Annotated in this window: 15 protein-coding genes; 10 read left to right on the top strand and 5 right to left on the bottom strand. The window is 59.7% G+C overall.

The features are described from left to right. The first annotated feature begins 25 nt into the window (after nucleotides 1-25). The 6 genes from FME68_RS06495 (at nucleotide 26) to FME68_RS06470 (ending at nucleotide 4,725) form a co-directional block, all read left to right on the top strand. Nucleotides 26-1,021, top strand: coding sequence for an ABC transporter permease (locus FME68_RS06495; RefSeq protein WP_070701872.1), 996 nt, complete (start codon nucleotides 26-28; stop codon nucleotides 1,019-1,021). Further along, complete coding sequence (locus FME68_RS06490; protein ID WP_071409699.1) at nucleotides 1,021-1,671, top strand: ABC transporter ATP-binding protein; 651 nt, start codon at nucleotides 1,021-1,023, stop codon at nucleotides 1,669-1,671. Before FME68_RS06495 ends, FME68_RS06490 begins: the two co-directional genes overlap by 1 nt. Before the next feature lie 101 nt (nucleotides 1,672-1,772). Then, nucleotides 1,773-2,549: a YwaF family protein gene (locus FME68_RS06485; protein ID WP_230308918.1), complete on the top strand. Its 777-nt coding sequence runs from the start codon at nucleotides 1,773-1,775 to the stop codon at nucleotides 2,547-2,549. Between the two features lie 441 nt (nucleotides 2,550-2,990). After that, nucleotides 2,991-3,527: a hypothetical protein gene (locus FME68_RS06480; protein ID WP_158396759.1), complete on the top strand. Its 537-nt coding sequence runs from the start codon at nucleotides 2,991-2,993 to the stop codon at nucleotides 3,525-3,527. A 65-nt stretch (nucleotides 3,528-3,592) separates the two neighbouring features. Next, nucleotides 3,593-3,817: a hypothetical protein gene (locus tag FME68_RS06475; RefSeq protein ID WP_158396728.1), complete on the top strand. Its 225-nt coding sequence runs from the start codon at nucleotides 3,593-3,595 to the stop codon at nucleotides 3,815-3,817. 224 nt (nucleotides 3,818-4,041) lie between these two features. Further along, on the top strand, nucleotides 4,042-4,725 hold the full coding sequence (locus tag FME68_RS06470; RefSeq protein ID WP_158396726.1) for a trypsin-like serine protease: 684 nt from the start codon (nucleotides 4,042-4,044) through the stop codon (nucleotides 4,723-4,725). Nucleotides 4,726-4,886: 161 nt separating this feature from the next. Here the strand turns inward: FME68_RS06470 and FME68_RS06465 are convergent, their stop codons facing one another. Continuing rightward, entirely contained in the window at nucleotides 4,887-6,479 is a 1,593-nt protein-coding gene (locus FME68_RS06465; protein WP_158396724.1) for an NAD(P)H-hydrate epimerase, read from the bottom strand. 10 nt (nucleotides 6,480-6,489) lie between these two features. Beyond that, nucleotides 6,490-7,305 (bottom strand): Fpg/Nei family DNA glycosylase, encoded by an 816-nt coding sequence (locus tag FME68_RS06460; RefSeq protein ID WP_158396722.1) that lies wholly within the window; start codon nucleotides 7,303-7,305, stop codon nucleotides 6,490-6,492. A gap of 77 nt (nucleotides 7,306-7,382) precedes the next feature. Between FME68_RS06460 and FME68_RS06455 the strand changes: the two genes are divergently transcribed. Then, the gene (locus FME68_RS06455) at nucleotides 7,383-8,879 is read left to right on the top strand and encodes a DUF1846 domain-containing protein (RefSeq protein ID WP_158396720.1); all 1,497 of its coding nucleotides are present in this window, start codon (nucleotides 7,383-7,385) and stop codon (nucleotides 8,877-8,879) included. Between the two features lie 53 nt (nucleotides 8,880-8,932). Then, nucleotides 8,933-9,862 (top strand): oxygen-dependent tRNA uridine(34) hydroxylase TrhO, encoded by a 930-nt coding sequence (gene trhO / locus FME68_RS06450; protein WP_328287747.1) that lies wholly within the window; start codon nucleotides 8,933-8,935, stop codon nucleotides 9,860-9,862. Between the two features lie 6 nt (nucleotides 9,863-9,868). On the opposite strand, the gene FME68_RS06445 is transcribed toward trhO, so the two are convergent. From FME68_RS06445 to FME68_RS06435, 3 genes are all read right to left on the bottom strand, one after another. After that, nucleotides 9,869-10,351 (bottom strand): hypothetical protein, encoded by a 483-nt coding sequence (locus tag FME68_RS06445; RefSeq protein WP_158396718.1) that lies wholly within the window; start codon nucleotides 10,349-10,351, stop codon nucleotides 9,869-9,871. 11 nt (nucleotides 10,352-10,362) lie between these two features. After that, on the bottom strand, nucleotides 10,363-11,346 hold the full coding sequence (locus tag FME68_RS06440; protein ID WP_070547018.1) for a universal stress protein: 984 nt from the start codon (nucleotides 11,344-11,346) through the stop codon (nucleotides 10,363-10,365). An 83-nt stretch (nucleotides 11,347-11,429) separates the two neighbouring features. Further along, nucleotides 11,430-11,909, bottom strand: a complete 480-nt coding sequence (locus FME68_RS06435; RefSeq protein WP_046648788.1) for a MarR family winged helix-turn-helix transcriptional regulator — start codon at nucleotides 11,907-11,909, stop codon at nucleotides 11,430-11,432. A gap of 170 nt (nucleotides 11,910-12,079) precedes the next feature. On the opposite strand from FME68_RS06435, the gene FME68_RS06430 reads away from it, so the two are divergent. Further along, the gene (locus FME68_RS06430) at nucleotides 12,080-12,439 is read left to right on the top strand and encodes a DUF5318 family protein (RefSeq protein ID WP_328287763.1); all 360 of its coding nucleotides are present in this window, start codon (nucleotides 12,080-12,082) and stop codon (nucleotides 12,437-12,439) included. Between the two features lie 76 nt (nucleotides 12,440-12,515). Beyond that, nucleotides 12,516-14,744 carry a transglycosylase domain-containing protein gene (locus tag FME68_RS06425; protein ID WP_102234462.1) on the top strand — a complete coding sequence of 743 codons (2,229 nt, stop codon included), beginning with the start codon at nucleotides 12,516-12,518 and terminating at the stop codon, nucleotides 14,742-14,744.

Below are 14,744 nucleotides of genomic sequence, written 5' to 3'. Positions count from 1 at the left end.
CGCCCGCACACGCAGGATAAATAGTATGTTCCTGGCATTGAGAGAGATAGTCACCGCCCGCGGTCGGTTCTTCCTGATCGGCGGCGTCGTGGCTCTAATTACGTTGTTGCTCGTTATGTTGTCCGGCCTGACCCAAGGCCTGTCCAAGCAAAATACTTCCGCACTCGAGGCACTCGGGGAGCAGACTCCTTATGTGACCTTCTCGACGGAAGACCCGTCCTTCACCGAGTCGGAGATCTTCGCCGAGGATGTCCCCGCTTCTGGCATTCCGCTCGGTACTTCGCAGACCAAGCTTGAGGGCCACGGCGGCGTGGCGGTCTTCGGCCTGCCCGAAGGTACCCAGATCCCTGGCTCCAGCACCGTGATTCCGGAGGAGGGCATGGTCTTGAGCCAATCCATCGACGACGCCCTGAACGCGCCATCCCGGGGCACCCTCGGCGGCGTGGACCTGGACGTCAACGGGGTGGTCGAGGATGAGTATTACTCCCACTCCCCGGTGGTGTGGGTCTCTACTGAAACCTGGCAGCAGGTCTCCCATTCTCCTGAGGACATGGTGGGCGTAGCCGTGCTGTCCCAGGAGCCGACCGACACCTCCGTGTCCATGAGCAAGGCCCTGTCCGGCCTGCCGGCTTATAGCTCGGAGCGCGGTTCCCTGCTGACCATGCAGGCCTTCCTCTACGGAATCTCCGCGCTGGTCACCATCGCTTTTCTGAGCATCTGGACCATCCAGCGCACCCGCGACCTGTCCATCCTGCGCGCCCTTGGCGCAAGCGTGAAGTACCTGCTCAAGGATGCCATCGCGCAGGCTGCCATCATCCTGGCGATTGGCGTGGGGGTAGGCGCGCTCGTCGGCTGGCTGCTGGGCCTTGCCGCCCAAGGTGCCGTGCCCTTCGAGGTCTCCGCCATGACCGTCATCGTCCCCGCGCTCGGTATCTGGCTGCTCGGCATCGCTGGTGCTTTCCTGGCCACCCGCCGCGTTTCCAAGATCAACCCGCTCGATGCCCTAGGAGGCAACGCCTAATGACTACCACTGCTTCTTCCCCTTCACTGTCCCTCCGCGACATCGTGGTGACCTACCCCGACGGCGACTCCCGCGTCACGGCGCTGGATAACGTCAGCCTGGCCGTCAAGCCGGGCGAGCTCACCGCCGTCATCGGTGAGTCCGGGTCCGGCAAGTCCACGCTGCTCTCCGTAGCTGCCGGCCTCATCGAGCCGGACTCCGGCACCGTGGAGCGAACCGGCTCTCGCGGCCTCATCTTCCAGCAGGCCAACCTGCTGGCCGCCCTGACGGCGCGCGAACAGCTGCTCATTATTGATCACATGGAGGGTCGCAAGCCGCGCCAGGATCGTGCCGATGAGCTGCTCAGCTTCGTGGGCTTGGAGGGCTTTGGCAACCGCCGCATGAACCAGCTCTCCGGTGGTCAGCGCCAGCGCGTCAACATTGCCCGCGCTCTCATGGGCCAGCCTTCCGTGCTGCTTGCCGACGAACCCACCTCCGCCCTCGACTCCAAGCTCTCCCGCGAGATTGCCAAGCTCCTGCGCGGTGTCACCGATGACTTTGATACCGCAACGCTGTTCATTACCCACGACCGCAGCCTGCTCGATTATGCCGATACCGTGGTTGAGGTCAAGGATGGAAAGCTCTCCGAATATTCCGAGTTAGCAGCGTAGGAACCCTCTCATCTCTCACGTGTTCATACAAAGGGGTAGATTAAAGCCCCGTTATGATTCGACCCCGCAAGCCCCGAGTAAGCCCAACTGACTACCCGCGCATGCAGCAGTGGACCGCGCTGCATGCGCTTATGTTGAGCATCACTGTGGTGGCCTGCGGGGTCTTTATCGTCGCCGCCCGCAGAATCAAGGGAACTTCCCGCGAGGCGTTCATCCGCCGGATGGTGGGCTGGGCCTTGCTGGTGGCGGGCACTGCGTGGACGGTCATCTCCCTGGACCCGAAGCAATTCGATATCCGCGAGTCTTTGCCTTTGCACCTGTGCGATGTGCTGCGCCCGATTCTGGCGCTGGGCCTCATTACCGGCAATGAGCATGCCCTGACCCTGTCTTACTTCTGGGGCATCATCCTCAACCCGCAGGCCATTATCACCCCGGACGTCATCTACTACTTCTCCCCGCGGTGGCTGCGCTTTGCCACCTACTGGTTTTTCCACATCGTGGCACTTGCCGCGCCCCTGGCACTAACCTTTGGTCTTGGTTACCGCCCCACCTGGAAGGGTTACCGCTTCGCCGTCAAGGTCACGCCCGTGTGGATGGCACTGGCCATGGCGGTCAATGCGAAGACCGACGGCAACTATGGTTTCCTTAACCACGCGCCGGGCAGTCCCTCCATCATCAACCTATTCGGCCCATGGCCCGGTTACATCGTGGTGGAGACCCTTGCCGTCGCGGCAGCATGGGCGGGGATGACGTGGCCGTGGGAGAACACCTCGCTGCGCCGCGGCACCGTGGCCGTGGGCACTCGGGGACTGCTGCGCAAGTCCGTCGGCACCACCTCCGGGATTCTGCGCCGTGGCACGGTAGGTTTTCGTACATAGTGGCGCGTAAGCCGTGTCGGGCTCAGGTGGTGAATGCGTCCGAACAGCTAGGAGGCTGTGTAGATTTAGGGCGAAAGGAAGCTATACGAGCGTATGCAGAGAAATATCTGCATGATATGCGGCTCGCCTGTGCTCAGCGAGGACGTGGAGTTCGTGTCTTACAAAGACAGTTATATCGGTGCGTTGCGCAGGGCAGATTTTGAGTGAAGCGCTTCCTGTTCATTGACGGGAATTAGATCTGGGCTCGCCGGAAACGGGAACAGAAGCCGCAATATATCTTGTAAATCAGTGACGAGTGTGACCTGAACAGTACGCCTACGGTGCGGCTTTGGGGGCGGTGAACCCAGAACGTCCAAATTTACTCAATGACATTGAACAATAAGGGAAAAGATATGTTAATGTTCAATTGTAAGAATCAGCACGAGTTGAAAGGTGTACCTCATGACTTTTTTAAAGAAGGCGGCTGTCGCGGCTGCTTTGGTTTCGGCTGTAGCGCTCTCGGGATCGCCGGCTTTCGCAGCTGCAGGTAGCGACACGAGTGCAGCTGCAACGAAAATTGCAGATAAGAACTTCACGAAAGTCTATACGGAAGAATCTACTGGCGAAGGAATGGTTCTTTCTGTCGACAATGGAACGATCACTGAAAATAAGGATGGTTCAGTCACCATTTCCAACAAGGACGGCAGTGAAGTTAAGCTCAGGACAGCTTTCCTGCTTTCTGACGGATCGGTAGACAAGGCCTCTTACAGGGTTGACGGTAATACCATCACAGTTTCCTACTCTGAACCTCTCGTTGAAGGAAAGCGAGTTCCTGTCGTCACTCAAGGTTGGGCTGGATGCGCCTTTGGCACTGTTGCTACTATTGGTTCGATTCTCAGTATTCCGGTAACGGCTGGTCTAGATGCTGCTCCGGCTATTATGACTGCAGGAGCTGCTGCAGGAATGGCTTCGTATGAATGCGCGCAAATCGGCAAGTAAGCCGGGTCGTCCTAGCGTTGACCTTTCATTAAATTCTCGTTTGGGGATTAAATATGTATAAAAGTATGACATCACAGCAGAAAAGCGAAATGACCCTGGCGGTTGCAAGTTTCATTCTTGTCTGTATAGCTTTGGGGGGGATTCTTGCTTTTGATTTTTCATATGTAACTGTAGTAATTGGCCTGACCTGGTTAGTAACAACGGTTATTGCCTTTCGAAAGATTTGTGAAATCCTGAAGAGCTTAAAGGGTGGTGAGACTCACCGTACGGCTAAAGAGAATCTAGTATAAAGGTCTATTTCAACCTGTCGTGTAGACCTAAAATTACGAATCGACACTCTTGGCTGCGCTGGCTAGATCTTCCTGTCAGCGCAGTCCTTTTGGAATGAGTAGAGAGCTTAACCATTTTTACCAAAAATCTAACAAAAGTTTCCTGTTTATTATTTAGCTGTTTAATCTTTGGTGTTTCTGGAGCTCAGGCGCGGACCATCTCTCCTTTTGGTGGTCAGCTGGAAATGCCGGTTTTGCAGTCAAGCGATACAAATCCTGTAAATGATAACCGCATTGCTTCTTACTTTTCAGTTTCTCCTGTTTCTGAACAGGAACGACGGACCTGTACTGCAAGTAATATAGCCGATAACCTGTGGCTAGTTGCTAGGCATTGTTCCCCAAAGGCAGGAGATCGGCTTCGCCAGTATGATGGAGATGAGGCAACGGTAAAACGAGTGCATTTTATGTCCGATGTCGATGATTTGGCACTGGTAAGAGTGGGGAGTGGGATTGACGCAAAAGCATTTGATCTGCCTACTTCGTCCGTCGAAAAAGGAGACGCGTTAACTCTTATCGGGTATGGGGCAAATCATGAGTATTCCTCCATAGCGAAGCTGAAAGTAGAAGGCTTTATCGAAAGTTATCCGCCTGAAATAGGGATCCCCTTCCATGATTTGGCAATCGCAGTTACTACTACTCCTTCGCGGACGTGTGAAGGCGATTCAGGGAGTCCTGCTTACACTAATAATACTATTTATGCAACACACACTGCGGCGGCGTCTAATCAAGAGTGTACAAATGGCAAAGGTAATATGACCTGGTTGACGGTTCTAAATTCGAAAAGAGTGGCTTGGATTAAATCTGTTTGTAGAGATGAACCGGCAGCCGATAGTGGGCGTCCGTCACAAGCTACGGAAACAAGCCTTTAGCTATTAGGTCTGTAAATATATTTCCGATCGACGATTCGCGTCCATCTGCCGCAGCGCAGACCTGTAGAATCCGCGGGGTCGGATGCCGTTGTCTTTTTCGCGTATGGCCCAGCAGCTCCTGTCGCGCTCTTTATTGCCGGTGGCCGTGGCCTACCAATGAGTTAGTTGAGGAGCCGCGCGATGGCCTGCGGGATGGCGGCGGCGATCTGGGAGGCGGAGCAGGGGGCGAAGCCGTCGGGGGTCTCGGCCGCGATGGCTGCCGCGTGAGCATGGATGGCCCCGGCGTGGAGGACCTCCGTGATGACCTCGGAAGGGGACGGGGAGGACGTGGCGGCAGATAGCTGGGCGATGACCGCCCCGAGCACCCCGGAGAGCACATCCCCGGAGCCAGGGGTCGCGGCAAAAGAGTGCCCAGCGTTGAAGGAATACACAGGTTGGCCCGGAGCGGTGATGCGGGTCAGGCGGCCCTTGAGCAGGATGATGCTGTCTAGCTCCTCGGCTAGCTCGTGGAGGGCGCGGCTCCAGCCGGTAGCCGCATCGGGAGCAGAGCCGAAAGTGGCCTGGTAGAGACGGCTGAACTCGCCTTCATGTGGGGTGAGGATGGTCATCGGGTGCTCGGTGACTGTCTGGCGCAGAGAGGTGTTGCGCGCTAGGAGCGTTAGGGCATCGGCGTCGAGGATGGTGGGCAGGTTCTGCGCCAGTATCTTGCGTAGTTCGGTGGCCGCCGTTGCATCGGTACCGCGGCCGGGGCCCACGACCCAGGCTTGGGCCTGTCCGGCGGAGGCCACGTCAGGATGGCAGACCAGCTCGGGCAGCAGAGAAGTAATCGAGTTATCGCCGATGAAGCGCACCATCGAGGGCGTGGCGCGCACCGCTGCGGTGGCGCAGAGGATCCCCGCACCCGGGTAGGTATCGCTGCCGGCAGCCAGGGCAACGACGCCCCCGGAATACTTATCCGAGCGCGCGCCTGGTGTGGGATCAACGATGGGGCCGGTGCAGCCAACCGGCCAGGGGCGGGAAGCGCGCCCGCCCGGCAGATCGAGTTCGCCCGATTGCCACGCAAAGGCCGTCGGAACGGAGGGCTCGTGTGCGATGAAGGCCGCTGGTTCATCCAGTTCGGCGAGGGTCTCGGCAAAGGAGGACGCGCCGGGCAAGAAGAGATCGGAAACCACAACCTGCCCGCATTCGGCGGCCAGCGCGTGGCCCAGGCGCGGCGAGCCGAAGGTGACGGTGACATCGGCGTTAACGGCATCCGCAGCACACACTCCCGTGTCGGCGTCGACGCCGGTGGGCATGTCGACGGCTAAGACTGCAGCCCCGGCAGCGGTGGCTTCGCGGTAAAGCGAGAGCGCGGTGCCGCTTAAGCCCCGGGCGGAGCCGAGGCCGGCGATGGCGTCAATAAGCAGCGCGCTGCCTAAGGGCGTGCTGCCTGAGGGCAGCGCGTCGGCAGGAAGGACCGTGCCACCGGCGGCACGGAACGCAGTGAGAGCCTCCTCGTGGCAGCGTTCCGGAACCAGGGCATGGACCGTAACCCCGCGCGAGGCCAGCTCCGCCCCGGCAAAGAGCCCATCCCCGCCGTTGCCGCCGGAACCGGCAAGAATGAGCACCGCGCCGGGGCGTGCCTCCAGTATCACTGATGCGGTTTCTGCCACCGCCGCGGCGGCCAGCTTCATGAGCTGATCCTCATGAGACTGTTGTTCCAGCAGGCGCTTCTCAGCGGCACGGACAGTGGCGACGGTATAAGCAGGGCGCATAACCCACACCCTAGCGCGCGGGTTGGCAGGTGGGGCACCAGAAGAGGTTGCGGCCCTGCATGACCTGCTCCCGGATCTCGGTGCCGCACACGTGGCAGGGTTGCCCGGCGCGGCGGTAGACGTAGACCTCGCCGCCGTGGTCATCCTTGCGGGGTTCGCGGCCCATGGCCTCCGGGGTATGGGCTTCGCGGACGGTGTCGATGCGGCCGTGCTCGACGCCGTAGTCCATGAGTTCGACCAGGTCAGACCAGATGGCGTCAAACTCCGCGCGGTCGAGCTGCTTACCCTGAATGAAGGGGGAGAGCTCCTGGCGGAAGAGGGCCTCCGCGCGGTAGATATTGCCTACGCCGGCAAAGAGACCTTGGTCCATGAGCTGTGCACCGATGCTGCGTTTCGAGGCATGGACCCGGGACCACAAGGCATCAGGATCGGCGTCCTTCCGGAGTGGATCCTGGCCCACCTTCGCCACCTTGGCCTGGTACTCCTCCTCCGTGATGAGCGTGCAGAACTGTGGGCCGCGCAGGTTGGCGGCCGTTGTGCCGTTGTCAAGGCGCAGTCGAATCTGGCCCCACACATCAGCGGAAGGCTCAAAGCGCAGGGAGCCAATGAGGCCCAGATGGATGTAAATAACGTGGCGCGGGTTATCCGCATCGAAGTGCAGAAAGAGGTGCTTACCGAAGGCTTCGGCGAGTAAGAGGGGTGAGGCGCTGACAAGCGCGGCCTCCGCAGCAAACCGGCCTTGGGGGCTGCTCACGGCCAGTGGCTCGTTACGGAAATCCGCATTGAGTGTGCGGGCAAGGCGGTGAATAACGTGTCCCTCAGGCATGTCAGGAAGTCTACGCGGGGGCCGTGCTGCTGTAGACTTTCCGGGTACTACCCGTTGAACGGAAGGGCCTAAATACTATGGGGCGCGCGCTCGGTTTTGATCGTGAAAAATATATTGAACTGCAGTCGGAGCATATCAACGCTCGGCGCAAAGAAATCGGCGGGAAGCTTTATCTCGAAATGGGCGGCAAGCTCTTCGATGACATGCACGCCTCCCGCGTTCTGCCCGGATTCACCCCGGATAACAAGATTGCCATGCTCGAGCGCATCAAGGATGACGTAGAAATCCTCGTCTGCATCAACGCCAAGGACATCGAGCGCCAGAAGATGCGCGGTGACCTGGGGATCCTCTACGAAGATGACGTGCTGCGGCTTGTCGACGTCTTCCGGGACCGCGGCTTCCTGGTCAATAACATTGTCATGACCCAGCTCGAGGAGGGCAATAGCCAGGCGGAGACCTTCATCGAGCGCCTTGAGCGCCTAGGGCTCACCGTAGCGCGCCACCACATCATTCCGGGCTACCCCGCCAACATCGACCTCATTGTCTCCGAGGATGGTCTGGGCAAGAACGACTACGTGGAAACTTCTAGGGACCTCGTCGTGGTCACCGCGCCGGGGCCGGGCTCCGGCAAGCTGGCCACCGCGCTCTCGCAGGTCTACCACGAAAACCTGCGCGGCGTGCAAGCAGGGTACGCCAAGTTTGAGACCTTCCCCATCTGGAACCTTCCGCTGGATCACCCGGTGAACCTGGCTTATGAGGCCGCCACGGTGGACCTCAACGACGCCAACGTGATCGACCACTTCCACCTCTCCGCGCACGGCGAATCCACGGTGAACTACAACCGCGACGTCGAGGCCTTCCCGCTGCTCAAGTCGCTGTTGGAACGCCTGACCGGCACTGTGCCCTACCAGTCCCCGACGGACATGGGCGTGAACATGGTGGGCTTTTGCATCACCGATGACGAAGTCTGCCGCGAGGCCTCCCAGCAGGAGATCATCCGCCGTTACTTCAAGACTTTGGTGGAGGAAGCCCGCAACGGCCTCGACACCACGCAATCCGAGCGCGCCGCCGTGGTCATGGCGAAAGCCGGCATCAAGTCCACCGACCGTCCGGTTGTGTTACCGGCGCGTGAGAAAGCAGAGGAGACCGGCGGTCCGGCAGCCGCGCTGCAGCTTCACGACGGCACCATCATCACCGGCCGCACCTCCCCGTTGCTGGGCTGCTCCGCAGCCGCGCTGCTCAATGCGCTCAAGCACCTGGCTGGCATCGATGATGAGCTGCACTTGTTGTCCCCGGAATCCATCGAGCCCATCCAAACGCTGAAGACGAAGCACCTGGGCTCCCAGAACCCGCGTCTGCACACCGACGAGGTGCTCATCGCGCTGTCGGTATCCGCGGCGAAGGACGAGAACGCCCGCCGCGCGCTCGACGCACTGAAGGAACTCGAGGGCTGCGATGTTCACACCACCACCATCTTGGGTTCGGTGGATGAGGGCATCTTCCGCAACCTGGGCGTCCTGGTGACCTCCGATCCGGTCTTCGCCCGCAAGAGCGCGCTGTACCAGAAGCGCTAAGACTCCACCGAAAAATTGGGGATCTTGCCACCAGCAGGCCTAGACTTGCGGGCGTGACTATTGGCAAGATTCTCCTCTACTACTGCTTTACTCCCATCGAGGACCCCACCGCAATCATGCTGTGGCAGCGTAACCTCTGCGAGAAGCTCGGGTTGAAGGGCCGTATCCTCATTTCGGAGCACGGCATCAATGGCACCGTGGGCGGGGACATGGATGCGTGTAAGCGCTACGTGCGCGAGACCCGCGAGTACCCGGGATTCAAGAAGATGGAGTTCAAGTGGTCCGAAGGCGGAGCGGAAGACTTTCCGCGCCTGTCGGTCAAGGTGCGCGATGAAATTGTGGCCTTCGGCGCGCCGGGCGAGCTCAAGGTGGATGAGAACGGCGTCATCGGCGGTGGTGTCCACCTCAAGCCCGAAGAGGTCAACAAGCTGGTGGAGGAGCGCGGTGAGGAGGTCGTCTTCTTCGACGGGCGCAACGCCATGGAGGCGGAAATCGGCAAATTCAAGAATGCCGTGGTGCCGGACGTGCGTACGACCCACGACTTCATCGCTGAACTCGAATCCGGCAAGTATGACTGGATGAAGGACAAGCCCGTGGTCTCCTATTGCACGGGTGGTATTCGCTGCGAAATCCTCTCCGCGCTGATGAAGAACCGTGGCTTTAACGAGGTCTATCAGATTGACGGCGGCATCGTCCGCTACGGAGAAAAGTACGGCAACGATGGCCTGTGGGAAGGCTCGATGTACGTCTTTGACAAGCGCATGCACCACGAGTTTGGTCAGGGCCTAGAGGATCCAGGCTTTATTCAGCTCGGCCACTGCGTGCACTGTGGGAAGGGGACGAATACCTTCCACAATTGCATTAATGAGGACACGTGCCGCAAGCAGGTGCTTATTTGTGACGACTGTATCCAGCACGTGGAAACCCAGCATTGTGGGCGCCCAGATTGCGCCGAGGTGGCTGCGGCCCAGGCGCGAGCCTAGTTTTCGCTAGTTTTCAAGCACCGGGGTGAGCAGGATCTGGATGTCGTTGATGCACCAGATCATGAAGTTGCCGGCCATGACCCAGAAAATCGCCATCCAACCGCGCCAGCGCACGTAGGCCTTGAGTTTGCGCACCATGATGACGGCGCAGCCGATCATGCCGATGAAGGGGATGATCAGCGTCGTCGTGGCGAACACCGTGCGCTGGGTCCTTGTGCACAGCCAAGCGGCGAACTCCACGCGGAGGCAGTCGGTCGTGGTTCCGAAGAACCTGAAGAATCCAGCGAGGAGGAGCGCGTACAGCGCCGAGCTCACAAGGATAACCACCATAAACCACAGCGCCTGGCGCGAGGAGCGGCGGTTGGCCTCGGCGACGGCGAGGGGATCGGGCTCGTCGGCAAGCTCATCAAAGCTGCGGGGCTCGGGGCGAGGCAGGTTGGTATAGTCCGCGTCGGACGTGAGATCATTTTCGGGGTGCTCTGCTGCCATGCTGTGCAAGTCTAACGTGCTTCGGGGTCATAGGTGCTCGGGCAGACCAGGACTGGCACGCCCACGTGGGGGAGTAGTTCGGTGGCGGTGCTGCCGATGAAGACGCGCTCGATCGGTCCCATGGGGGAGGAGCCCAAGCAGAGCAGGTCGCCCTTCTTCCACTTGAGCGAATCCACCGCGCCGGACCAGCCGTGGCCGCTGCCGATGTCCGTCGTGACGGAAATCTCCGGGAAGGCCTCTGCGATGAAATCGTGGGCGCGGTCCAACAGCGAGAGCGAGTGCTCGCGCCAATTGGGGGCGTCGGAGGGAAAAGTGGGGGAGTATTCGAGGGGGACGTCGACCAGCCCCTTGGCGGAAAACGCCAGGATACGCAAGGGGATGCCGCCGCGCTGCGCAATGCAAGCTGCGTGCCGGAGGGCGGGATCGTCAGCGCGGCCAAGTTCGGTGAAGGCGAAATTGATGCGCGTCACTCCGTGCTTGGACAGCTTGATACCGCGTGGGGTGAGACCCACGGGAAGCGGCGAGTAGTGCAGCAGCGCATCGGCGGTAGAACCGGAGAAGAAACGGCCCTTCGGCGCGGACTGGTTGGCCCCCAGGAGGATGACGTGCGCGTTGAAATCCGTAGCCGCTTGCTCCAGCAGCTGCGGGCGGGACGGTCCCGCGATGAGAACGGAGACGTTCTTATCGAGCTGGTCCTTGTCCACCCCGGCTGCGTCCAAGGCCTGCTTAACGGCGCGTTCGCAGGTTGCGCGCTCCTTCTTGAACCACTGCTTATAGGAGCCGCTGAGCTTGCTGAGCGACGTCACGGTGAGGGGTTGCGAAATCGTGGATACTACCCGGATCTGAACGGGCGTGGAACGCGCAAGCCATGCGGCAAACTCGATGGCCTCGGTGCCCGTGGAGCTAGGACTCCACGAGACGAGTACGCGAAGCGGGGGGATACGGTCCTCCGAGGAGGACTGTCCTTCCGCGGGGTGTGAAGATTTCTTAGCCATTCATCAAAAGGATCGGGGTCGTTTCCTTCATTATCGACCCTTCACGCTTTAAAATAAAATCTGTTCTACCGGCGCTTTTTGGTCTATTTTCCGTCCATGGTGGGGCGGTACACATCCGCGAGTTTGGAAATCAGGTTGACCAAAGAATTGGCGTCCTTGATGTCCTCCGGTTCAAGCCAGCGCAAGATCTCGGCCAAAGCTGCCGCACGCTGGCGGGAGACGATGGTCAGCTCGGATTCGCCGAGCTGGGTGAGGGCGACGAGAACGCCGCGGCGGTCCTTTTCATCGCGGTGCCGTTCCACGAAGCCTTGGCGCTCCAATTGGTACAGTGCATTGGACGCGGTGGGCATCCGGATCAACTCTGCTTGGGCGATGGTGCTGACGCGAGAGGGCCCACGCAGGCGCAGTTGATTCATGATCGAGACCTGCGAGGTGGTTAGGGACGTGCCCTCCGTTGTGCGCTGGAAGATGAGCATGAGCTTATTGAGCGCGGGCTGGATCTGGCGGGCAACATCCAGGGCGTCCTCGTAGGGGATCGGGGATTCGATAGTTTCTTCACTCATGGAAAATAAGTGTAGCTACAATCCACTCGCGGCGGTAGTTAGCTGACTAAAAAATTAGGTTTTGCGTCGCGAAGTGCCCAAGGGGAGCCTAGATTGTTGACGCTGCCCGCACTACACTGTCCGGCGTGAATTCTCCGTCCAAGGCAGAGTCTGCAAAGACAAGGCCAGAAGTGGCCTACCGCAACGAAGTCTCCTATGAATGGGAGCGCGCGCAGCATCTGCGCGAGCTTCGCGCGGGAAAAGTGACGCGCGAAGAACTGTGTGGTGCTGATTTTCTCCTTCGCGCGGCGGCGGAGCACCACGGCGTTGACATGCAGAAGCCGTGCCCGGTGTGCGGAGAAGAGCTGCGACTGACCCGCTGGGTTTATGGCGACTCTTTAAAGCGCCGTGCGGGAAGCGCGCGCAGCGCGGCGGAAATTGCGGAAATGGCGGCCGAGGGGCTGGAGTTTACAGTGCATTTCGTGGAAGTGTGCCCGGCATGCCGCTGGAATCATCTGCTTCGAGCGGCCACGGTCTATGCTCGAAGGTAGTTTTGGCTTCCCAGTTCACGCCGGTAAGCTGCATGTATTTACAGTTTCTGTACAGGATTGATGAGGACACGGATTAGTGACCGAGAAGGAAACCTCCGGGCGAAAGTCAGGTAATCGCAAGAAGAGCGCCTCGCACAGGAGTAGGCGTTCGTCCGGCCGCACACGCCGCTGGCCGTGGATCGTGCTCGCTGTCTTATTTGTAATTGTCGGCATCCCCGCCTTGCTCTTTGGGTACGCGTATACGCAATACGACGTCCCCGAGCCCAAGGAGCTGCAGCCGAGCCAGATTTCCACGATTGTCGCCGGCGACGGCGAAACCCAGCTGGCCAAACTAGTTCCACCGGAGGGCAACCGCCGCCAGGTGACCCTGGATGAGATCCCGGATTACGTTGAGGATTCTGTCCTCGCGGCCGAGGACCGCGAGTTCTGGACCAACTCGGGCTTTTCCTTTACAGGTCTGGGCCGTGCCGTCTTGGGCAAGCTCACCGGTGATGCTTCCGCCGGTGGTGGCTCGACGATTACTCAGCAATATGTGAAGAATACTCTCGTTGGTGACGAGTACTCCTACGTCCGCAAGATTCGTGAGCTCATCTACTCGGTGAAGATGACCAACGAATGGTCCAAGGAGGACATCCTCAACGCCTACCTCAACACGGTCTACTTCGGCCGCAATGCGTATGGCATCGAGGCTGCATCCAATGCGTACTTTAATAAGGACGCCAAGGACCTCACCAAGGAAGAAGGCGCGCTGTTGGCAGGCGTTATCCAGTCACCGTCCGTCCTCGATCCCTGGGTAGATGAGGAACGTTCCCATGCTCGTTGGGACTACGTCATGGATGGTCTCGTTGAGATGGGTGACCTAGATCAGGCTGAACGTGACCAGCTCGTCTTCCCGGAAACCCGTGATCCGTCTGAGTACTCTGCCTACACCGAAGCGCCGGGAGCTTATGGCCACATCAAGAATCAGGTCATCGATGAGCTCGCTCGCGTGGGCATCACCGAGGATCAGCTGGCCACTGGTGGCCTGAAGGTGACGACGACCATTGACATGACCGTCCAGAATGCATCGACGGATGCTGCCCACGCAGAGTTGGACCAGCTTCAGGATGATGCGCGCGCGGCGGCTGTCACCATTGACCCGGCTACGGGTGCCGTGCGCGGCTACTATGGCGGCGATGATTCTGGCGGCTGGGATTATGCCAATTCCCCGCTGCAGACAGGCTCAACCTTCAAGATTATGACCCTGGCCGCAGCACTCCAGCAGGGCATCGATCTCAATACTTATTACTCCTCGGCGCCCTACCAGCTGCCAGGATCGCAGATCGTGACCAACGACGTGGGTGGCGGCTGCGGTAGCTGCTCCATCGCTGAGGCAATGAAGAAGTCTTATAACACGTCCTTCCTGCGCCTCCAGGATGACTTGGAAAACAAGACGCAGGACACCGCGGACATGGCCCACGCCCTGGGCGTGGCGCGCAGTCTGCCGGGAATTGAGAAGACCCTCACTGAAAATGGTGGAACGCCGTACGAGGGCATCGTGCTAGGCCAGTACCAGTCGCGTCCGCTCGATATGGCGACGGCAATGGCCACCTTGACCAACCAAGGCATATGGCATCAGCCGCACTTCGTGGAAAAGGTAGAAAACGACGCGGGTGAGGTTCTCTACGAGAATCCAACTGATGGCGGTGAGCGCCGCGTGTCCGCTAACGTGGCCAACAACGTGATCTCCGCGATGCAGCCAATTGCCGCATGGTCCAATGGTGCGCTAGCTGGCGGACGCCCGTCTGCGTCCAAGACTGGTACGACGCAGCTGGGCGATACGGGCCAGAACAAGGATGCGTGGATGGTCGGTTCCACGCCGCAGCTGGCTACAGCGGTGTGGGTAGGCACGGCCGACAACACCTCCGCAATCTTTAATCAGTGGGGCGGAATTATGTACGGCTCGGATGCACCGACGAAGATCTGGAAGTCCATCTTGGACACCTCTCTGGCCAACGTGGAGCAACAGCCCTTCCCGCAGGCTTATCCGGTTCATTACGGCGTCGGCAGCTGGGGCTCGGGATATGTCTATGATCCGAGCCAGACCACCACGTGGAACCAGACGCCGGCGAGCCCGGAGAGCGACAGCACCGAGGGTGAAGAGGAAACACCTGCCGAGGGCGGCGAGCACCACGACGAGGGTCAGGGCGGTAGCCCAGAGCAGCCGGCCCAGCCTGAGCAGCCTGAGCAACCCGCTAACCCTGAAGTACCTTCACTCGATGACATTCTTAATGGAGATGGCCTCGACCAATTGCTTGGCCAATAG

The organism is Corynebacterium hiratae (assembly GCF_009708045.1).
Classification (GTDB): Bacteria; Actinomycetota; Actinomycetes; order Mycobacteriales; family Mycobacteriaceae; genus Corynebacterium; species Corynebacterium hiratae.
This window is presented reverse-complemented; position numbering and strand designations above follow the sequence as displayed.